Source organism: Paraburkholderia gardini, assembly GCF_907164545.1.
GTDB classification, from domain to species: domain Bacteria; phylum Pseudomonadota; class Gammaproteobacteria; order Burkholderiales; family Burkholderiaceae; genus Paraburkholderia; species Paraburkholderia gardini.
Map to the genome: position 1 here is coordinate 64,364 of NZ_CAJQZB010000006.1, position 20,215 is coordinate 84,578.

22 protein-coding genes and 1 other RNA gene are annotated in these 20,215 nt (G+C 62.7%); 13 read left to right on the forward strand and 10 right to left on the reverse strand.

Going from position 1 to position 20,215, the window contains the following annotated elements; translation table 11 throughout:
• Positions 1–61 precede the first annotated feature (61 nt).
• The 4 genes from LPA37_RS06665 (at position 62) to LPA37_RS06680 (ending at position 3,173) form a co-directional block, all read left to right on the forward strand.
• Entirely contained in the window at positions 62–955 is an 894-nt protein-coding gene (locus LPA37_RS06665) for a glutamate/aspartate ABC transporter substrate-binding protein (protein WP_228975161.1), read from the forward strand.
• A gap of 78 nt (positions 956–1,033) precedes the next feature.
• The gene (locus tag LPA37_RS06670; RefSeq protein ID WP_228975159.1) at positions 1,034–1,774 is read left to right on the forward strand and encodes an amino acid ABC transporter permease; all 741 of its coding nucleotides are present in this window, start codon (positions 1,034–1,036) and stop codon (positions 1,772–1,774) included.
• Positions 1,774–2,451, forward strand: coding sequence for a glutamate/aspartate ABC transporter permease GltK (gene gltK / locus LPA37_RS06675; protein ID WP_228975158.1), 678 nt, complete (start codon positions 1,774–1,776; stop codon positions 2,449–2,451). Before LPA37_RS06670 ends, gltK begins: the two co-directional genes overlap by 1 nt.
• Positions 2,448–3,173: an amino acid ABC transporter ATP-binding protein gene (locus tag LPA37_RS06680; RefSeq protein ID WP_229012107.1), complete on the forward strand. Its 726-nt coding sequence runs from the start codon at positions 2,448–2,450 to the stop codon at positions 3,171–3,173. The genes gltK and LPA37_RS06680 overlap by 4 nt, the downstream gene beginning before the upstream one ends.
• A 105-nt stretch (positions 3,174–3,278) precedes the next feature.
• Here the strand turns inward: LPA37_RS06680 and LPA37_RS06685 are convergent, their stop codons facing one another.
• Positions 3,279–4,196, reverse strand: a complete 918-nt coding sequence (locus LPA37_RS06685; protein WP_229012108.1) for a class II glutamine amidotransferase — start codon at positions 4,194–4,196, stop codon at positions 3,279–3,281.
• Positions 4,197–4,364: 168 nt separating this feature from the next.
• Here LPA37_RS06685 and pyrC point away from each other — a divergent pair, with 168 nt between their 5' ends.
• From pyrC to rnpB, 3 genes are all read left to right on the forward strand, one after another.
• Positions 4,365–5,426 (forward strand): dihydroorotase, encoded by a 1,062-nt coding sequence (gene pyrC, locus LPA37_RS06690; RefSeq protein ID WP_228975151.1) that lies wholly within the window; start codon positions 4,365–4,367, stop codon positions 5,424–5,426.
• 148 nt (positions 5,427–5,574) lie between these two features.
• Entirely contained in the window at positions 5,575–6,411 is an 837-nt protein-coding gene (locus tag LPA37_RS06695) for a DUF3025 domain-containing protein (RefSeq protein ID WP_407672492.1), read from the forward strand.
• Positions 6,412–6,450: 39 nt separating this feature from the next.
• An RNA gene (rnpB, locus tag LPA37_RS06700) (RNase P RNA component class A) lies at positions 6,451–6,864 on the forward strand.
• Between the two features lie 95 nt (positions 6,865–6,959).
• Here the strand turns inward: rnpB and LPA37_RS06705 are convergent.
• Complete coding sequence (locus LPA37_RS06705) at positions 6,960–7,382, reverse strand: OsmC family protein (protein WP_228975149.1); 423 nt, start codon at positions 7,380–7,382, stop codon at positions 6,960–6,962.
• 639 nt (positions 7,383–8,021) lie between these two features.
• On the opposite strand from LPA37_RS06705, the gene rplM reads away from it, so the two are divergent.
• The 3 genes from rplM to erpA all read left to right on the forward strand — a co-directional run bounded on the left by rplM (position 8,022) and on the right by erpA (position 9,444).
• Positions 8,022–8,450 carry a 50S ribosomal protein L13 gene (gene rplM, locus LPA37_RS06710; protein WP_095418259.1) on the forward strand — a complete coding sequence of 143 codons (429 nt, stop codon included), beginning with the start codon at positions 8,022–8,024 and terminating at the stop codon, positions 8,448–8,450.
• An 11-nt stretch (positions 8,451–8,461) separates the two neighbouring features.
• Positions 8,462–8,854, forward strand: a complete 393-nt coding sequence (rpsI, locus tag LPA37_RS06715) for a 30S ribosomal protein S9 (RefSeq protein ID WP_090532672.1) — start codon at positions 8,462–8,464, stop codon at positions 8,852–8,854.
• A gap of 224 nt (positions 8,855–9,078) precedes the next feature.
• Positions 9,079–9,444 (forward strand): iron-sulfur cluster insertion protein ErpA, encoded by a 366-nt coding sequence (erpA, locus tag LPA37_RS06720; protein ID WP_090532670.1) that lies wholly within the window; start codon positions 9,079–9,081, stop codon positions 9,442–9,444.
• A gap of 111 nt (positions 9,445–9,555) precedes the next feature.
• Here the strand turns inward: erpA and LPA37_RS06725 are convergent, their stop codons facing one another.
• Positions 9,556–10,686: an anhydro-N-acetylmuramic acid kinase gene (locus LPA37_RS06725; RefSeq protein WP_229012109.1), complete on the reverse strand. Its 1,131-nt coding sequence runs from the start codon at positions 10,684–10,686 to the stop codon at positions 9,556–9,558.
• Between the two features lie 190 nt (positions 10,687–10,876).
• Here LPA37_RS06725 and tyrS point away from each other — a divergent pair, with 190 nt between their 5' ends.
• The 3 genes from tyrS to LPA37_RS06740 all read left to right on the forward strand — a co-directional run bounded on the left by tyrS (position 10,877) and on the right by LPA37_RS06740 (position 13,382).
• Positions 10,877–12,124, forward strand: coding sequence for a tyrosine--tRNA ligase (gene tyrS / locus LPA37_RS06730; protein ID WP_229012110.1), 1,248 nt, complete (start codon positions 10,877–10,879; stop codon positions 12,122–12,124).
• 64 nt (positions 12,125–12,188) lie between these two features.
• Positions 12,189–12,647, forward strand: coding sequence for a D-aminoacyl-tRNA deacylase (dtd, locus tag LPA37_RS06735; protein WP_228975142.1), 459 nt, complete (start codon positions 12,189–12,191; stop codon positions 12,645–12,647).
• Positions 12,648–12,722: 75 nt separating this feature from the next.
• On the forward strand, positions 12,723–13,382 hold the full coding sequence (locus tag LPA37_RS06740) for a histidine phosphatase family protein (protein ID WP_228975138.1): 660 nt from the start codon (positions 12,723–12,725) through the stop codon (positions 13,380–13,382).
• 85 nt (positions 13,383–13,467) lie between these two features.
• Here the strand turns inward: LPA37_RS06740 and LPA37_RS06745 are convergent, their stop codons facing one another.
• The 7 genes from LPA37_RS06745 to dusB all read right to left on the reverse strand — a co-directional run bounded on the left by LPA37_RS06745 (position 13,468) and on the right by dusB (position 20,071).
• The gene (locus tag LPA37_RS06745) at positions 13,468–14,400 is read right to left on the reverse strand and encodes an oxygenase MpaB family protein (protein ID WP_228975136.1); all 933 of its coding nucleotides are present in this window, start codon (positions 14,398–14,400) and stop codon (positions 13,468–13,470) included.
• Between the two features lie 45 nt (positions 14,401–14,445).
• Complete coding sequence (gene ruvB, locus LPA37_RS06750; protein ID WP_228975134.1) at positions 14,446–15,513, reverse strand: Holliday junction branch migration DNA helicase RuvB; 1,068 nt, start codon at positions 15,511–15,513, stop codon at positions 14,446–14,448.
• Between the two features lie 120 nt (positions 15,514–15,633).
• On the reverse strand, positions 15,634–16,215 hold the full coding sequence (gene ruvA, locus LPA37_RS06755; RefSeq protein WP_229012111.1) for a Holliday junction branch migration protein RuvA: 582 nt from the start codon (positions 16,213–16,215) through the stop codon (positions 15,634–15,636).
• 151 nt (positions 16,216–16,366) lie between these two features.
• A complete protein-coding gene (gene ruvC, locus LPA37_RS06760; RefSeq protein ID WP_229012112.1) occupies positions 16,367–16,909 on the reverse strand; it encodes a crossover junction endodeoxyribonuclease RuvC in 543 nt (180 codons plus the stop codon).
• A gap of 256 nt (positions 16,910–17,165) precedes the next feature.
• Positions 17,166–18,731 carry a bifunctional phosphoribosylaminoimidazolecarboxamide formyltransferase/IMP cyclohydrolase gene (gene purH, locus LPA37_RS06765; RefSeq protein WP_228975124.1) on the reverse strand — a complete coding sequence of 522 codons (1,566 nt, stop codon included), beginning with the start codon at positions 18,729–18,731 and terminating at the stop codon, positions 17,166–17,168.
• Between the two features lie 54 nt (positions 18,732–18,785).
• Positions 18,786–19,019: a Fis family transcriptional regulator gene (locus LPA37_RS06770; RefSeq protein ID WP_090532649.1), complete on the reverse strand. Its 234-nt coding sequence runs from the start codon at positions 19,017–19,019 to the stop codon at positions 18,786–18,788.
• Positions 19,016–20,071, reverse strand: a complete 1,056-nt coding sequence (dusB, locus tag LPA37_RS06775; RefSeq protein ID WP_228975123.1) for a tRNA dihydrouridine synthase DusB — start codon at positions 20,069–20,071, stop codon at positions 19,016–19,018. The genes LPA37_RS06770 and dusB overlap by 4 nt, the downstream gene beginning before the upstream one ends.
• Positions 20,072–20,215: the final 144 nt, after the last annotated feature.

Consider the following 20,215-nt stretch of genomic DNA (forward strand, 5'->3'; position numbering starts at 1 on the left):
CATTACTTTCAGAATAATTACTTTGCTAAACTGGCGCCGGTACTTGAAAGGAGATCAAAAAATGAAGGTTAAAAAAGCTGCGCTGCTTCTCGCCACACTGGGTCTGTTCACTGTTGGCGCGCATGCGCAGGACACTGGCACGCTGAAGAAGATCAAGGATACGGGCGTGATTTCGCTGGGACATCGCGAATCGTCGATTCCGTTTTCTTACTACGACGACAAGCAGAACGTCGTCGGCTACTCGCAGGAATTCGCGCTGAAGGTCGTCGAAGCAGTCAAGCAGAAGCTGAACATGCCTAACCTGAAGGTCAAGCTGACGCCGGTCACTTCGCAAAACCGTATTCCGCTCGTGCAGAACGGCACGATCGACATGGAATGCGGTTCGACCACGAACAACGCCGAGCGCCAGCAGCAGGCCGCCTTCTCGAACACGATCTTCGTGATCGGCACGCGTCTGATGACCAAAAAAGACTCGGGCATCAAGGACTTCGCGGACCTGAAGGGCAAGACGGTGGTGACCACGGCCGGCACGACGTCCGAGCGCCTGCTGCGCAAGATGAACCAGGACAAGAGCATGGGCATGAACATCATCAGCGCGAAGGATCACGGCGAGTCGTTCCTGACGCTGTCGACCGGCCGCGCTGTCGCGTTCATGATGGACGACGCGCTGCTCGCGGGCGAGCGCGCCAAGTCGAACAACCCGGGCGACTTCGTGATCGTCGGCACGCCGCAATCGCACGAAGCCTACGGCTGCATGCTGCGCAAGAACGATCCGGAGTTCAAGAAGGTGGTCGACGACGCGATCGCGAAGGTCGAAACCTCGGGCGAAGCCGACAAGATCTACAAGAAGTGGTTTGAATCGCCGATTCCGCCGAAGGGTCTCAACCTGAACTTCCCGGAAAGCGATGACATCAAGGCGCTCTTCAAGAGCCCGAACGACAAGGCAATCGACTAACCGTCGCAAGTCCTGGCGTCAGACGAAACGGAAGGGGCCAACGCGCTTCTTCCGTTTCTTTTTGCTGGAGTCTTCCTCATGTCTTATCACTGGAACTGGGGCATTCTGCTGAGTCCGGTATCGACCGGCGAGCCGACCACGTACCTGGGCTGGATCATCTCCGGCTTCTGGGTGACGGTTACGGTGTCGCTGTCGGCGTGGGTTATCGCGCTGATCGTCGGATCGTTCTTCGGTGTGCTGCGCACGCTGCCAAACAGATTGCTCGCCGGCATCGGTACAGTTTATGTCGCGATCTTCCGGAATATTCCGCTGATCGTTCAGTTTTTCATCTGGTATCTCGTGATACCCGAACTGCTGCCGGTTTCGATCGGCACGTGGTACAAGCAGCTGCCGCCCGGCGTGCAGTTCTTCTCGTCGTCCATTTTGTGTCTTGGCCTCTTCACCGCCGCGCGCGTGTGCGAGCAGGTGCGCTCGGGCATCAACGCGCTGCCGCGCGGCCAGCGCGCCGCGGGTCTCGCGATGGGCTTCACGCAATGGCAGACGTATCGCTATGTGCTGCTGCCGGTGGCGTACCGGATCATCGTGCCGCCGATCACGTCGGAGTTTCTGAACATCTTCAAAAACTCGGCGGTGGCGTCCACGATCGGTCTGCTCGATCTGTCGGCCCAGGCACGGCAGCTCGTCGATTACACGGCACAAACCTATGAATCGTTCATTGCGGTCACGCTCGCGTACGTGCTGATCAACTTCGTTGTCATGCTGCTGATGCGCGCCATCGAGCGCAGAGCGCGGCTGCCCGGCTACATCGGAGGCAAGTGATGCATCATTTCGACTGGAGTGGTATTCCGGGCGCACTGCCTACGTTGTGGACCGGCGCCATCGTCACGTTGCAGATCACGCTGATCGCGATCGTCATCGGTATCGTGTGGGGCACCGTGCTCGCCATGATGCGGCTGTCGTCGTTCAAGCCGTTCGAATGGTTCGCGAAGGGCTATGTCACCGTCTTCCGTTCGATTCCGCTCGTGATGGTGCTGCTGTGGTTCTTCCTGATCGTCCCGCAGGTGCTGCAGAACGTGCTCGGTCTTTCGGCGGATATCGACATCCGTCTGGCCTCGGCGATGGTCGCGTTCTCGCTTTTTGAAGCGGCTTATTATTCGGAGATCATCCGCGCCGGGATTCAGGCGGTGCCGCGCGGCCAGATCAATGCGGCGTTCGCGCTCGGCATGCCGTATGGCACGGCGATGCGGCTCATCGTGTTGCCGCAGGCGTTCCGTGCAATGGTGCCGCTGCTGCTCACGCAGGCGATCGTGCTCTTTCAGGATACGTCGCTTGTGTACGTGATCAGCCTCGCGGATTTCTTCCGTACAGCAACGAATATTGGCGATCGCGACGGCACCAACGTCGAGATGGTACTGTTCGCCGGCGCGTGCTATTTCGTGATTTGCGTGGTCGCATCGAGCCTTGTCAAAGGTCTTCAGAAAAAGGTCGCAAGATGATCTCTATCAAGAATGTTTCGAAGTGGTACGGCCAGTTCCAGGTGCTGACCGACTGCACGACGGAAGTGAAAAAAGGCGAAGTCGTGGTCGTGTGCGGGCCGTCGGGTTCGGGCAAGTCGACGCTCATCAAGACCGTGAACGGCCTCGAGCCGTTCCAGAAGGGTGAGATCGTCATCAACGGCCAGTCGCTGACCGACAGGAAAACCAATCTGTCGAAGCTGCGCGCAAAAGTCGGCATGGTGTTCCAGCACTTCGAGCTGTTCCCGCATCTGTCGATTACCGAGAACCTGACGCTTGCGCAGATCAAGGTGCTCGGCCGTTCGAAAGACGAAGCGAATGCAAAGGGCCTGAAGCTGCTGGATCGCGTCGGCCTGCGCGCGCAGGCGGACAAATATCCGGGGCAGTTGTCAGGCGGTCAGCAGCAACGCGTGGCGATTGCGCGCGCGCTTTCGATGGACCCGATCGCGATGCTGTTCGACGAACCGACTTCGGCGCTCGATCCGGAAATGATCAACGAAGTGCTCGACGTGATGGTCGAACTCGCACAGGAAGGCATGACGATGATGTGCGTCACGCACGAAATGGGCTTTGCGAAGAAGGTCGCGCACCGCGTGATCTTCATGGACAAGGGGTTGATCGTCGAAGACGACCGCAAGGAAGACTTCTTCGCGAATCCGAAGTCGGATCGCGCGAAGGATTTTCTGGCGAAAATCCTGCACTGACGGTTCGGCGCGCTGCATCGAGGGCGCAAGAAAAAGCCGCTTCTTTCGAAGCGGCTTTTTTACTGGGCGTGGGCGTTGCTAACGGCGGTGGCCCGGCGCCGCGTTTCAGGATTCGAACGCGGCCGCGTCGTCGGATTCGAGATCCAGGGTCGCGGGCATCGGCTCGTGAACGACCGGCGTCGGCGCCGAGGCCGAAGGGTCGCTTGCCGGATCGCGCAGCTTTTCGAGCACGGCCGGCGGCACCGGCACATTCGTGCGGGCGACCACTTCGCCGTGCTGGAACATCAGCAGATCGCCGGGTTCGAACGCGGTCCACACTTCGTTGTCGGTGAGCGGTTGCGTGGCGATCACCGCGACGCGGTCTTCCGGCGTCGTGTACTTGGCGAAGTCGATCGATACGTCGGCGTCGACCAGATGCGCCGTCGAAAACGGCCAGCGCCGCACGAGGTAGTAGAGGCGCGTCGAGCAGTGCGCGAAGAGCGCCTGTCCGTTTGACATCAGGAAATTGAACACGCCGGCCTGCGTGATTTCGCGTGTCAGTTTTTCGAGTGCGGGGAACAGTTCATCGAGCCCCGGCTGCGAGCCCGGGAATTCCTTGCGCAGGCCTTGCAGCAACGCGCAGAACGCGAGTTCGCTGTCGGTGGTGCCGACCGGCTGATAGACGCCTGTGAGAAACGGCTGGTAATCCTGCAGATCGCCGTTGTGCGCGAAGATCCAGTGCCGTCCCCACAGTTCGCGCATGAACGGGTGGCAGTTTTCGAGCTGGATATGACCTTGCGTCGCCTTGCGGATATGCGCGATCGTATTCTTCGACTTGATCGGATAGCGCTTGACCATCTCGGCAATCGGCGAGGTGGCTGACGACTGGTGATCGATGAAGAGCCGGCAGGCCTTGTCTTCGAAGAAGGCGATACCCCAGCCGTCCGCGTGGTGATCGGTGACGCCGCCGCGCGCGGCAAAGCCGGTGAACGAGAACGTGACGTCCGTGGGCGCGGCGCAGTTCATTCCGAGTAATTGGCACATGTTGCGAAAGCCGCGGGTGAACGGAGTGAGCCGTTACAATGATGATTTTCCAAGCATATCACCGAGCCAGAAGCGGCAAATAATGAAATTGACGGGTGTTCAGGCCGCAGTGTTGCGGTTTGCCGACGTCGATTGAATCGTTTCGCGGCGCTCGTCACTTCTTTCGCCATGACAGCTTCCAACGTTTCCCACGATTCCCTGACGATCGCCCGCCCGGACGACTGGCACCTTCACGTGCGCGACGGCGCGATGCTCGCGGCCGTGCTGCCGCACACCGCGCGCCAGTTCGGCCGCGCGATCATCATGCCGAACCTGAAGCCGCCCGTGACGACCACCGCGCAGGCCGCGGCGTATCGCGAGCGGATCGTGGCCGCGATTCCGGCGGGCGTGACGTTCGAGCCGCTGATGACGCTGTATCTCACCGACAACATGCCGCCCGACGAAATCCGCCGCGCGCGCGAAAGCGGCTTCGTGCATGGCGTGAAGCTGTATCCGGCGGGCGCGACGACGAATTCGGACGCGGGCGTCACCGACATCATGAAGTGCGCGAAAACACTCGAAGCGATGCAGGAAACAGGCATGCCGCTGCTGGTGCACGGCGAGGTGACGGATGCGTCGATCGACCTTTTCGATCGCGAGAAGGTGTTTATCGATCGCGTGATGACGCCGTTGCGCCGCGCGTTTCCGGCGCTGAAAGTGGTGTTCGAGCACATCACGACGAAAGATGCAGTCGACTACATCCGCGATGCGGGCGTAGTGCCGGAACTGCTCGGCGCGACGATCACGGCCCACCATCTGCTGTACAACCGCAACGCGATTTTCCAGGGCGGCATCCGACCGCATTACTACTGCCTGCCGGTGCTGAAGCGCGAAACGCATCGCGTCGCGCTCGTCGAGGCCGCGACCTCGGGCAATCCGCGCTTTTTCCTCGGTACGGACAGCGCGCCGCATCCAAAGGGCCTGAAGGAGCACGCGTGCGGCTGCGCGGGCTGCTATACGGCGCTGCACGCGCTGGAACTGTACGCCGAGGCGTTTGATAACGCGGGCGCGCTCGACCGGCTCGAAGGTTTCGCGAGTTTCTTCGGCGCGGACTTCTACCGGCTGCCGAGAAGCGCCGAAACGGTGACGCTGCGGCGCGAGCAGTGGACGCTGCCGGCTGAAGTCGTCGCGGGCGATACGCCGGTCGTGCCGCTGCGCGGCGGCGAAGCAATCGGCTGGCGTCTCGCCTGAGCGTCGGTCTGGTGATGCGGGGGCGTGGCGGGTGAACACGGAGCCTGGCGGCCTCGACTCAACCCGGGAGGACGCCGCGACGCATTCGCTCGCGGCCGCTTCAGGGTGTACCGCGTTCGAGGCATCGGCGGTGAATCCTGCACCTGACATGGCGTCGTCCGGTCGTCTTTCGCAAATGGAAACGCCGTTCGCGCGGATCGACTGGCGCGCGCCGTGGTTCGCGCAATTCGTCGCGCGCGGCGAGCGCTGGCAGCAGGCGGCGCTCGTCGGCGCACCTGCGCTGCTCGCCGCGATGAATGCGGACGCGGAGCGCTCGCAGCAGACGACCGGCCGCGGCCAGCCGCTTGCCTTCATCGCGCAGGACGACCTGCCGGCCGGCTCCGCGTACGAAGCACATATCGCGTCCACTGGCGGCGTGCCGACCCGCCACAATCTTCACGACTTCTTCAACGCGCTCGTCTGGTTCCAGTTTCCGCGGATCAAGGCGACGCTGAACGCGCTGCAGTCGGCGGCGATCGACGTGCTCGGCGTCGGCCCGACCCGCGGCGGCACGCGCGACGCGCTGACGCTGTTCGACGAAAACGCCGTGCTGTTCGCGTGTACCGATCCATCGCTCGGCGCCGCGTTGCGTGCGTTCGACTGGCGCACGCTGTTCGTCGCGAATCGTACGGCGTGGGGCTCGCGATGCGAGGTGCGATGCTTTGGTCACGCGCTGCTCGAGAAGCTGGTCGCGCCATATAAGGCATGCACCGCGCATGCATGGATCGTCGACGTGCCTGCGGACTGGTTCGCCTGGAGCGTCACCGTACGCGATGCATGGCTGGACAGCGCGGTGAGCGCGGCGCTCCCGGCGGCGGGCGAACTGAACGGGCGCGTGTTCGCGCCGCTTCCGGTGCTGGGCATTCCAGGCTGGTGGGCGGCAAACGAAACCCCAACGTTTTACGACGACACGGCAGTCTTTCGGTCCGGCCGGCGGGCCCGATAAACAGCGGCTTTGCCGCGCGATGTTAGAATCGGCGCCAGCAAAGCAGGTCAGGCAGTCGCGGCCTCCGCGGTTTCGGCCAGAGAGGGCGAGGAAAGTCCGGACTCCACAGGGCAGGGTGATGGCTAACGGCCATCCGTGGTGACACGCGGAACAGGGCAACAGAGAACAGACCGCCGATGGCCCGGCGCAAGCCGGGATCAGGTAAGGGTGAAACGGTGCGGTAAGAGCGCACCGCGGCTGTGGCGACACAGACCGGCACGGTAACCTCCACCCGGAGCAATTCCAAGTAGGCAGGCGCGCATCTTCGAGATGCAGGATGGGGCCCCCGTCTCGTCTGCGGGTAGGAAGCTTGAGCGCGTCAGCAATGGCGCGCCTAGAGGAATGGCTGCCACGCGCATCGCGCCTTCGGGCGCAGTGCGTGCACAGAATCCGGCTTATCGGCCTGCTTTGCCACCTGAACAAAAAAATGCCGGCGTCGAATGATCGACGCCGGCATTTTTCTTTGGTGCGCAGGTGCAATACGTGCGGCTGATTGCGTGAAGCCCGGATCAGCCCGCGACGATATCGAACGAATGCGTCAATTCGGCCGATCGGGCGAGCATGATCGACGCCGAGCAGTATTTGTCGTGTGACAGGTTGATCGCACGTTCCACGGTCGCCGGATTCAGGTTCTTGCCCGTCACGGTGAAGTGGAAGTGGATCTTCGTGAAGACCTTCGGATCTTCGCTCGCGCGCTCGGCCTTCAGTGTGACCGAGCATCCGGCGATTTCCTGACGGCTCTTCTTCAGGATCATCACGACGTCGTACGCCGTACAGCCGCCGGTGCCGAGGAGCACCATTTCCATCGGACGCGGCGCCAGATTGCGGCCGCCGCCTTCCGGCGCGCCGTCCATCATGGCCAGATGGCCACTACCCGTTTCGGCTGCGAAAGCCATCCCGTCCTGCCCCATCCAGCTTACTTTGCATTCCATGCCGTGCTCCAGCGCGTTCCGCTTGAATTCAAGATGGGCATTGTAGCCCGCCGGTTCAAGGGATGTCCGCGCCTGTCCGGGCATTCCGGTGCGCCCGCAAACGCCTTGTATGTTGCGGTGCGCCATGCTGCGCCGGTCACGGGATTGCCTCGATGCTTTTAGGGGTTTTACTCTAGCCGTCCAATCCGTCGACTGCGTTGCAGCGCCGGCATGCGCTGATTTATAAGGGTTTTTACTCATTCAGACTGGCGATGCCGTCGTTTTGCATAATGAAATAACATTTCACCATGCAAATATTCTTGCGTTGCACAAGGTCGGCTCATATAATCGGTTTCATTGGTTGTCGCAGCTCGACAATCTCCGCTGTCTCCTCCACCTCCTCCTTTGGTGGATTAAGCCCGAACCAACCGTTCGGGCTTTTTTTCGCCTGCCTTTTGCCTGCCCTTTACGGGTCGCCACCCCGTCGCCTGTGCCTTTCGTCGCAATTTTTGACGCCGCGCGGCAATTTCCTTTATAATTCAGGGCTTTTCCGCATCCGCGCCCGCGGAGGAAGAACCAGGGAGAGCCTGCACGCGCCTCGATGCGCACACTACAAGCAGGAAAAAATACATTGGGCGCAGCAATTTTTTTGGATCGATCATGAAGACGTTTTCCGCAAAAGCCCATGAGGTTACGCGTGAATGGTACGTGATTGACGCGACGGATAAGGTTCTCGGGCGTGTCGCCAGCGAAGTGGCACACCGTCTTCGCGGCAAGCACAAGCCTGAATTCACTCCGCACGTCGACACCGGTGATTTCATCATCGTTATCAACGCCGGCAAGCTTCGCGTCACGGGCAACAAGGCTACTGACAAGAAGTACTACCGTCACTCGGGTTACCCGGGCGGTATCTACGAAACGACGTTCGGCAAGATGCAGGAACGCTTCCCGGGCCGTGCGCTCGAGAAAGCGGTCAAGGGCATGCTGCCGAAGGGCCCGCTCGGCTACGCGATGATCAAGAAGCTGAAGGTCTACGCTGACGCAACGCATCCGCATTCGGCACAACAGCCGAAAGCGCTCGAGATCTAAGGGGAGCCCACATGATCGGTAACTGGAATTACGGTACGGGCCGCCGCAAGAGCGCCGTTGCACGTGTCTTCATCAAGGCAGGCAAGGGCGACATCATTGTGAACGGCAAGCCCATCGCCGATTACTTCTCGCGCGAAACGTCGCTGATGATCGTGCGCCAGCCGCTGGAACTGACGAGCCATGCCACCACGTTCGACATCAAGGTCAACGTGTCGGGCGGCGGCGAAACGGGTCAGGCCGGTGCGGTTCGCCACGGCATCACCCGCGCGCTGATGGACTATGACGCAACGCTGAAGCCGGCTCTGTCGAGCGCTGGCTTCGTGACGCGTGATGCCCGTGAAGTCGAACGTAAGAAGGTCGGCTTCCACAAGGCACGCCGCAGGAAGCAATTCTCGAAGCGTTAATCGCTTTGGGTCAGATTTGTCTTCGGGCGAATCTGCTGCAAAAAAGCCGCTTTCGCGTATGCGTGGGCGGCTTTTTTCATGGGATGGCGTGTGTCCCGGAATCCGCCTGGCCTGAAGTCGGGGCGCCGAATACCCCTACACGAAGCCCTTGATTTCACAGGGCTTCAGCACGATATTGAGATCAGCCCTACAATAGCGGCTAGAAGCTTATTTGGAGAGTTCGAATGAACGCAGTCACCGACACCCCCGTGACCGAGATGCCAAGCCCCTTCGTTTTCACCGACGCAGCGGCTGACAAGGTCAAGCAGCTGATCGACGAAGAAGGCAACCCGGAGCTGAAGCTGCGCGTGTTCGTGCAGGGCGGTGGCTGCTCGGGCTTTCAGTACGGCTTTACGTTCGACGAAGCCATCAACGAAGACGATACCGTGATGAACAAGAGCGGCGTCCAGTTGCTGATCGATTCGATGAGCTACCAGTACCTGGTAGGCGCCGAGATCGATTACAAGGACGACATCAACGGCGCGCAGTTCGTGATCAAGAATCCGAACGCGTCGACGAGCTGCGGTTGCGGCTCATCGTTCTCGGTCTGATTCGATCTGACAGCCGACCGGCATTACGCCGGAGACGGACAAAAACGGGGCTGAAAAGCCCCGTTTTTTATTGCCTTCCAGCGTTTCAACCGAAGGTAGCGCACTGGCCGCTCAACGCGGATAGATCGCTCCAAGCACGCGCTCGCCGGCGGCTCCCGTGACGGCCGGCAGGTTGCCCGGTTCGCGCGCGATACAGCGCATCGCGAGCCACGCGAACGCCAGCGGCTCCACCTGGTTGGGGGGCACGCCGAGCGCTTCGGTGGTCATCACCGGCACGCCGCTTACGCCGCTTTCCTCGAGCGCCGTCTTCAGCGCTTTCAGCAGTTCAGGATTGCGCGCGCCACCGCCGCACACATAGACCGCCCGGCTATCGGACGCGTGGCGCTCGATCTCGCGCGCAATCGTGATCGCGGTGAGCGCCGTGAGCGTCGCCTGCACATCGGCCGGGCTTACTTCGGCGAAGGGCGCGAGCTTCGCGTCCATCCAGCCGGCATTGAACAGATCGCGCCCGGTGCTCTTCGGCGGTTGCTGTTCGAAGAACGGCTCGTTGAGTAACGCGTTGAGCAGGGGGCGATGCACCTGTCCGCTGGCAGCGAAAGCGCCGCCTTCGTCGAACGGTTTGCCGAGATGACGGTGCGCCCATTCGTCGAGTAACGCGTTGGCGGGTCCGCAATCGAAGCCGCGTACGCCGCCGGTAGCGCCAAGAATCGTGATGTTGCTGATGCCGCCGAGGTTGCAGACGACGCGCGTCTCGCCCTTCTTGCCGAACACCGTCGCGTGAAACGCTGGCACGAGCGGCGCGCCCTGGCCACCGGCGGCGACATCACGCGAACGGAAATCGGCGACCACATCGACATGGGTCATCTCGGCGAGCAGCGACGGATTGTTGATCTGGCGCGTGTAGCCTTTTTCCGGACGATGCCGCACGGTTTGACCGTGCACACCGATCGCGCGAATCTGGCTGACGGACAGGTTGCCACTGCGCATCAGTTCATGGCAGCACACCATGTAGCGCGCGGCGAGCGCGTTCGCGGCCATTGCTTCACGCTCGATTTCATTCTCTCCCGGCTGTTGCAGGGCGAACAACGAGTCACGCAAGCCTTCCGAAAAGCCGACGAACGCTTCGGCCTTGACCGCCGGTGGCTTGCCCTGGGTGAACTCGACTGCGACGCCATCAACGCCGTCCATGCTTGTGCCGGACATCAATCCGATATACACGCCATCTGCCGTGTCTCGCGCCACGTTTTGCTCCTTGTGCCGTTTATTGCGAACTGTTTTAACAGATTAACAGCGCAACAGGCCGCGAGGAAAGGCGCGTGTCCGCGAAAGACCGGCCTTGTGGGGCGAATCACGTAAAATCCGGTGTCCGTCCCGGCGCCGGCCGCCCGCGCCAACTATGGGACAATCTCCTTTTTCGACGTCACGTTCCAGCATGAGCTCCGAGTCCACTTCAAAGCCCACCCCCGCTTTCCCGATCACCGACGAGGTTCGTCACGCGCTCGCCGTCACCAAACGCGGCGTCGACGAACTGCTGATCGAAGACGAGTTCGCGCAAAAGCTCGCCAGGAGCGCGGCCACCGGCACGCCGCTGCGCATCAAGCTGGGCCTCGATCCGACCGCGCCCGACATCCACATCGGCCATACCGTCGTGCTGAACAAGATGCGTCAGTTGCAGGATCTGGGGCATACGGTGATTTTCCTGATCGGCGATTTCACGTCGCTGATCGGCGATCCGTCGGGGCGCAACGCAACGCGTCCGCCGCTCACACGCGAACAGATCGAATCGAACGCGAAGACGTATTTCGATCAGGCCGCGCTCGTACTCGACCGTGAGAAGACCGAAATCCGCTACAACAGCGAATGGTCGATGCCGCTTGGCGCCGACGGCATGATCAAGCTCGCGTCGCGCTACACGGTCGCGCGTATTCTGGAGCGCGAGGATTTCACGAAGCGCTTCCAGGGCGGTGTGCCGATCTCGATCCACGAATTACTGTATCCGCTGATGCAGGGTTACGATTCGGTCGCGCTGAACGCCGACCTCGAACTGGGCGGCACGGACCAGAAGTTCAACCTGCTCGTCGGCCGCGAACTGCAGAAGCAATACGGTCAGGAACAGCAGTGCATCCTGACGATGCCGCTGCTCGAAGGTCTCGACGGTGTCGAGAAGATGTCGAAGTCGAAGCATAACTACGTCGGCATCAGCGAAAAACCGGCCGATATGTTCGGCAAGCTCATGAGCATCTCCGATGTGCTGATGTGGCGTTACTTCGAACTGCTGTCGTTCCGCCCGATGGACGAAATCGCGGGCTTCAGGCGCGAGATCGAAGGCGGCCGTAACCCGCGTGATTTCAAGGTGATGCTCGCGCAGGAAATCGTCGCACGCTTTCACTCGCCGGCCGATGCCGAACGCGCGCTCGAAGACTTCAATCATCGCGCGAAGGGCGGTGTGCCCGACGATATTCCCCCGGTCACGCTCGCCGGGGCGCCGCTCGCGATCGGGCAGTTGCTGAAGCAGGCGGGTCTCGTGCCCTCGACGAGCGAGGCGCTGCGCAACATCGAGCAGGGCGGCGTGAAGATCGACGGCGCGACGGTGTCCGACAAGGGTCTCAAGATCGAGGCGGGCGAGTACGTCGTGCAGGTCGGCAAGCGCCGCTTCGCCCGCGTGACGTTGACGGCCTGATGGTCTTCACGCGTTTGCGGGTCGTGGCCGGCTTTGCGCTGATCGTCGTACCGGGGAATCCGGCGTGATCGCGCTGATTCAACGCGTGCGGCGCGCTGACGTGCGCGTGGGCGATCGCGTGACGGGGGAGATCGGGGCGGGTCTGCTGGCGCTCGTCTGTGCGGAACGCGGCGATACCGATGCCGTCGCGGACAAGCTGCTCGCGAAGCTGCTCGGCTACCGCGTGTTCAGCGATGCCGCGGGCAAGATGAACCTGTCCGTGCAGAACATCGACGGAGCGGGTGGCGCGGGCGGCCTGCTGCTCGTGTCGCAGTTCACGCTCGCCGCCGATACCAGCAGCGGCCTGCGTCCGGGCTTCACGCCCGCCGCGCCGCCTGACGAAGGCCGGCGTCTGTTCGACTACTTCGTCGCTGCCGCGCGTGCCAGACATCCGGTCGTCGAGACCGGCGAGTTCGGCGCCGACATGCAGGTATCGCTCGTCAACGACGGCCCGGTCACGTTCTGGCTCCAGACGCGTCCCTGAAGACTCAGCGCGGCGTCTTGCATTGCCGCTTTTTGCGACAATGGCCCTTCCGCATCCGACCGAGGCGCATATCCGATGACCACGCAGGTTCTCTTCATCCGGCACGGCGAGACCGACTGGAACCGCATCAAGCGCATCCAGGGGCACACCGACATTCCGCTTGCAACGCGCGGTATTGAACAGGCGCGGAAGCTGGCGGAGCGGCTTGCACGCGAGGCGGAGCAGGGCGCGCTGCTGGACGCGATCTATTCGAGCGATCTGATGCGAGCGCAACAAACTGCGCAGCCCGTCGCGGATGCGCTCGGCATGCGGATCGAACTGCGTGACGGCTTGCGCGAGCGCTCGTTTGGCGCGTTTCAGGGACACGACAGCGATGAGATCGCCGTGCGTTTTCCGGACGAATACGCGCACTGGCAAACCCGCGATCCCGGCTTCACGCCGCCGGCTGGCGAATCGATGCGCATGTTTTATCACCGCGTCGTGCACGCGATCGAACCGCTTGTCGCGGCGCACCCGGACGGCCGGATCGCGTGCGTGGCGCACGGCGGCGTGCTCGACTGCGTGTACCGGTTTGCGAACACCCTGCCGCTGGATGCACCGCGTAACTATGCGCTACTCAACACGAGCGTGAACGTCGTGAATTTCGACGGCGGTGTCGCGACGGTCGTATCGTGGGCCGACGTCGAACATCTCGGCGGACGTAGCGATGACGACGGCTTCCGAAAGGTGCTGTAGCGCGCGTTCGGGTGCGAGGTGCCGCACTGGACTTGCGCTCACCGCCTGCCGACGCGTAACGACGCGCTCCTGCTCTTGATCAGGTTTATCCGTGCGGCGTCGCCACGCGCCGGCGTGCACGCTTCGATACGCCATTCACCAGTGCCCAGCGCATCACCGGCGCGACCAGTTTCACGCCCGGTTGCACCAGCGCGCGTCGCACGCCGGCGAACGTGTCGAACCCGAGCATGGCCTTCGCCCATGGCGGCAACAGGTCGACGCCCGCGTTGAGTATCAGGGCTCCTGCCGGCCGCATCATCGCGCCCGGCGGCCGCGCGTTCATCAGGATTCTTACGACCTCACGGGTACGCGAACTGGCCTCCAGTTCGGGCTGCATCGCGATCAGGTACGCGTCGATTTCAGCCCGCGAACGGGGAACGCCCGCAGCACCAAGCATTTTGGCGATGCGCGCCGTCTCGGCAAGATACTGGTCCTGCGCCTCGCCCGGCAACGCCGGGTTCACGTAGTACAGGTGAGCGGTGAGGAAGCTCGATACTTCCGCGACATGCACCCACGTCAACAGCGCGGGATCGCTTGCGCGATACGGGCGGCCATCCGGCGCGGTGCCGGTCACGCCGAGATGGATCCGCTTCACGCGCTCGATCAGTGCGAGCGCATCACGTTGATTGCCATAAGTCGTGCCGGCGATAAACGTCGCGGTGCGGCGCAGGCGGCCGAGAATGTCGGTGCGAAACGACGAGTGGTCCCATACGCCGGCCAGCGCCAGTGGATGCAGCGCCTGCAGCAACAACGCGCTAATGCCGCCCGCCATCATCGACGTGAAGTCGGCGTGGACTTTCCAGCAGATGGCATCAGGGCCAAACAGCCCTGGATCTCCGGGCGGTGACGAATAATCGAGCGACGGGCCGCTGCCGCTTGTCAGATGGGTGACGCCGGCAGCGAGCCTGGTGCGGACACGTTTTGCCACCAGCGCGGCGAAACTGGCGCGATCGTTCGGCTGGCTGGCTTGATCTGACATCGGCGGAATACTCCTGCCCGGGACACCGTTCGCGCGCCCTGAGGATCAGGACGCGCCGCCCGCATCCCAAAGATCGCGCACCGGGTTCGACGATTCCGGCGCGGACAGGCCGAAGTGCCGGTACGTCAGCAACGTCGCCACGCGGCCGCGCGGCGTGCGTTGCAGGAAGCCCTGCTGGATCAGGTACGGTTCGAGCACGTCTTCGATCGTATCGCGCTCTTCGCCGATCGCGGCAGCCAGGTTGTCGACGCCCACCGGGCCGCCGTCGAACTTGTGCAGGATCGCTTCGAGCAGCTTGCGGTCCATCAGATCGAAGCCGACCGGATCGACATCGAGCATGGCAAGCGCCGCGTCGGCGACTTTCGCGGTGATGTTGCCGTCCGCTTTCACTTCCGCGAAATCGCGCACGCGACGCAGCAAACGGTTCGCGATCCGCGGCGTGCCGCGTGCGCGTTTGGCGATTTCGAACGCGCCATCCGGATGAATCTGCGCACCCAGCAGCGATGCAGACCGGCCGACAATGCGCGCAAGCTCTTCAGCGGTGTAGAACTCCAGCCGCGCGACGATACCGAAACGGTCGCGCAACGGATTCGTCAGCATGCCGGCACGCGTTGTGGCGCCAACCAGCGTGAACGGCTGGAGATCGAGCTTCACGCTACGCGCGGCCGGACCTTCGCCGATCATGATGTCGATCTGGTAATCCTCCAGCGCCGGATACAGGATTTCCTCGACGACCGGCGAGAGCCGGTGGATTTCGTCGATGAAAAGCACATCGTTCGCTTCGAGATTGGTCAGCAGCGCCGCGAGGTCGCCTGCGCGTTCGAGCACGGGCCCGGACGTTTGCCGCAGATTGACCCCCATTTCGCGCGCGATGATGTGCGCGAGCGTGGTCTTGCCGAGACCCGGCGGCCCGAACAGCAGCACGTGGTCGAGCGATTCGGAGCGGCGCCTGGCCGCCTCAATAAAGATCTCGAGCTGGCCGCGCACCTTTTCCTGTCCGACGTACTCGTCGAGCTGGCGCGGGCGCAACGCGCGCTCGAACGCCTCTTCGTTCGGCGACGTAGGCGTGGCGGCGATGACGCGTTCGGCGGCGAGTTTGTCGATTTCGATCATGCGGACATTGTACCGCGCGATGCCCGCCGCGAAAGCTGGCCGAACGGCCAGGGTGCGCAGCGCGAGGCGACGTGCGAAGCTTTAACCGTCGTCGCGCTGCACGCGTGTCCGCAACCCGCGTCAGCCCTTCGACAATGCTTTCAGCGCAAGCTTGATGCCGTCGGAAACGCCGGCGCCGGCCGGCACGTTCTTGATGGCCGCCAATCCTTCTTTTTCGGAGTAACCCAATGCGAGCAGTGCGTTCAGGATATCGCTGGCGTGACCGGATGCCGAGGCCGCGCCCGCCATCGCACCCAGATCGGCGCCCAGCTTGCCTTTTAGTTCCAGCAGCAGGCGTTCGGCCGTTTTCTTGCCGATGCCAGGAACGCGTGTGAGGCGCGCGGCGTCCTGCAACGTGACGGCCTGGCCGAGTTCGTGAACGCTCATGCCGGAGAGCACCGCGAGCGCCATCCGTGCGCCGATGCCGCTGATCTTCAGCAGCTCGCGGAACGTCGTGCGTTCCTGGGCGGTGCCGAAGCCGTACAGCAGCTGCGCGTCTTCCCGCACAATCATCTGCGTGAGAAGAACCACACGCTCGCCGGTTGCCGGCAGGTTATAGAACGTGCTCATCGGTACGTCGACTTCGTAGCCGACGCCGTTGCAGTCGACGAGCAGATGCGGCGGATTCTTTTCCAGCAGGACGCCGGCAATGCGACCGATCATGGTGAGTTCGATGGTGAAGTAAAGCGCGAGTGTAGCGCAGCGTGTCGGGTGGCAGGATGGCTACGGTGAAGGCCCGGGTGAAACGGTGCGAATGTGGATCGATTGCGGCGCGCCTGCGCTGTCGGTGAACGCACAGAGCGGTGGCTTCGCTTCAACCGACGAGCCGTCCACGCCGCACGCGTAGCCCCTTCTTCGCCAGCGAAGGCGCGAGGCCGCCGAGCGTGCTCAGCGTGCTGCCGCCGTGCGCGTGGCAGATCGCCATGCCGAGCGCATCGGCGGCGTCGGTGCCCGGCACGCCGGAGAGGTTCAGCAGGCGGGCGACCATCTGCTGCATCTGCTCCTTGGTGGCGCGTCCGTAGCCGACTACCGCCTGCTTCAGTTGCAGCGCGGTGTATTCGGAGACCGGCACGCCGCCCGCCACGAGCCCGCAGATAGCCGCGCCACGCGCCTGGCCCAGCAGCAGCGTCGATTGCGGGTTGACGTTGACGAACACTTTTTCGATCGCGGACTGATCGGGAGTGTGCTGACGGATGAGCGTCGAGATACCGTCGAAGATCGTGCCGAGCCGCGATGGCAGATCGGCATCGGCCGTCTTGATGACGCCGCTCGCGACGTAGGTCAGCTGATGACCGGTCTGGTCGATCACGCCAAAGCCAGTGACGCGCAAACCGGGGTCGATGCCGAGAATTCTCATGAGGTGCGATGCGGAATAAGTGCCTGCGATACTACAACGAACGGGCGGCACAGCGGGCAGTGGCGTGGGCGGCGTGGCAATAAATGTCGCGAGGGTGGACATGTGAAAGTGCAGGGTGCCGGCGAAGGCGGCATCGCGTGTGGTCAAAAGAAAACGGCCCGACAGGAAAACTGTCGAGCCGTTCCGGGTCAGGCCGTCATGTCCGGAGCATCCGCCGCATCCGGCAGTTCCGTTGATTCCGGCAAATCAGCCTGAATCAATGACGGAAGTGACGCACGCCCGTCAGCACCATCGCGATGTTGTGTTCGTCTGCGGCGGCGACCACTTCGTCGTCGCGCATCGAGCCGCCCGGCTGGATCACGCATGTCGCGCCCGCGGCGACGACCACGTCGAGGCCATCGCGGAACGGGAAGAACGCATCGGACGCCACGGCCGAGCCGGTCAGTGTCAGTCCGGCGTTCTGCGCCTTGATGCTCGCGATGCGCGCCGAATCCACGCGGCTCATCTGGCCCGCGCCGACACCAAGCGTCATGCCGTTGCCGCAGAATACGATCGCGTTCGACTTCACGTACTTCGCGACGCGCCATGCGAAGAGCAGGTCGTCCATTTCCTTCGGCGTCGGGTGGCGCTTCGTGACGACGCGCAGTTCGTGCGGCTGCACGTTGCGCGAATCGAGCGATTGCACGAGCAGACCGCCGCCCACGCGCTTCAGGTCGAACGCGTTGTGACCGTCGCCGAGGGCGATTTCGAGCAGGCGCACGTTCTGCTTTGCCGCGAATACCTGGCGTGCGGCCGCGCTGAACGCCGGCGCGATCAGCACTTCGACGAACTGCTTCGCCACGGCCTGCGCCGTCGCTTCGTCGACTTCGCGGTTAAACGCAATGATGCCGCCGAACGCGGAGGTCGGATCCGTCTGGAACGCCTTCGCGTACGCTTCGTTCGCGTCCGCGCCGATCGCCACGCCGCAAGGGTTCGCGTGCTTGATGATCACGCATGCCGGCACGTCGAACGTCTTCACGCATTCCCACGCCGCGTCGCTGTCCGCGATGTTGTTGTAGGACAGCTCCTTGCCCTGCAGCTGGTTGTAGTTCGCGAGTGCGCCTGCCGGCACCGCGAGGTCGCGGTAGAACGCAGCGCTCTGGTGCGGGTTCTCGCCGTAGCGCAGATCCTGGACCTTGTCGAACGCGAGGTTGAACGTGGCCGGATACGTGTTGCGCGACGAATGCTGCAGCGCTTCGGTCAGGCTTGTCAGGTAGTTTGTGATCGCGCCGTCGTACTGCGCGGTGTGCGCGAACACCTTGGTGGCCAGACGAAAGTTCGTCTTGTAGCCGACCGAATTCGCGTTGGCGCGCATTTCGTCGAGCACCACCGCGTAATCCGCCGGATCGACCACGACCGTCACGTCGCGATGGTTCTTGGCGGCCGAGCGCAGCATTGTCGGGCCGCCGATGTCGATGTTTTCGATCGCGTCTTCCAGCGAGCACTCGGCCTTCGACACGGTCTGCACGAACGGGTACAGGTTCACGACGAGCAGGTCGATTGTCGGGATGTCGTGTTTCTCAAGCGCTGCCATGTGTTCCGGCAGGTCGCGGCGCGCGAGAATGCCGCCGTGAACCTTCGGATGCAGCGTTTTCACGCGGCCGTCGAGCATTTCAGGAAAGCCGGTGTAATCGGCAACTTCGGTCACCGGGAGACCCGCGTCCGCGAGCAGTTTCGCGGTGCCGCCGGTCGACAGGATCCTGATGCCGAGGTCCGACAGCGATCTGGCGAAATCGACGATGCCGGTCTTGTCGGAAACGGAGATGAGCGCTTGCTTGATCATGATGAGAAAGCCGGGGAGAGACGTGACGGGGCGCGTGAAGTTATGACAAACCCGCTACAGCAAACCGTGCTGTTGCAGCTTCTTGCGCAGCGTATTGCGGTTGATGCCGAGATACTCGGCGGCCAGCGACTGGTTGCCGCCCGCCTGCTCGAGCACCACCTCGAGCATCGGTTTTTCTACGCACGACACGACCATGTCGTAAATATCGTGCGGGTTCGAGCCGTCGAGATCCTGGAAGTACATGTCCAGGCTGTCGCGGACGCATCGTTCGATGTTGTGTCTGCTCATGCTGCCAGTCGGTCGTTATTGTCCGGCTCGCCGACGGTGTCCTCGACGTAGATCAGGCGGTCGGAAACCGCCTTCTGCGCGTCGAAAAATTCGTTGACGGCGAGCAGTTGTTCGCGCGTGGTGTCCAGCGTATTCATACGGTGCCGGAACACATTGGCGCCAGAAAGGCCGCGAGTGTACCAGCCGATATGCTTGCGTGCAGTGCGCACCCCGGTGAATTCGCCATAGAACGCGTAGTGATCTTCCAGGTGTTCGTTCATCACCTGCTGGATCTCGTCGATACGCGGGGGCGGCAGCAGTTCGCCCGTCTGCAGGAAATGTTCGATCTCACGGAAGAGCCACGGGCGACCCTGTGCCGCGCGGCCGATCATGATGGCATCGGCACCTGTGATGGCCAGCACGTCGCGCGCTTTTTGCGGCGTGGCGATGTCGCCGTTCGCCACCACCGGAATACGCACCGCGCCCTTCACGGCGGCGATGGTCTCGTATTCGGCGTCGCCGTGATACAGGTCGGCGCGCGTGCGGCCGTGTACCGTCAGCATCGAGATGCCCGCGTTTTCGGCGAGCCGCGCGATGTTGAGCGCATTCCGGTTGTCGCGGTTCCAGCCCGTGCGGATTTTCAGCGTGACCGGCACCGCATCGGGGCCGGTGCCCACCGCGCCCACGACGGCCTCGACGATCTGCTGCACCAGCGGTTCGTTTTGCAGCAGCGCGGAGCCGGCGGCGACGTTGCACACCTTCTTGGCCGGACAGCCCATGTTGATGTCGATGATCTGCGCGCCGTTCGCCACGTTGTAGCGCGCCGCTTCGGCCATCATCGCCGGATCGGCGCCGGCGATCTGCACGGCGATCGGCTCGACTTCGCCCGCGTGGTTCGCGCGGCGCAGGGTTTTCTCGCTTTTCCACAACTGCGCGTTCGACGCCACCATCTCCGAGACGGCATAGCCCGCGCCCAGCCGTTTGCACAGCTGGCGAAACGGCCGGTCCGTCACGCCGGCCATCGGGGCGACGAACAGGTTATTGCGCAGATTGTGCGAGCCGAGAATGGGCATGACCGAAGCGTTCCCGCGCGATCGGGGCCGATCCGCGCGATGACGAAGTACGTAGGAAAACGGCTATTTTACCGTTAACGGGTTCCTGACAGACGACTTGCCTCAGACGTAAGCCATTAAATCTTTTATGAAAGCGCCTTCGCC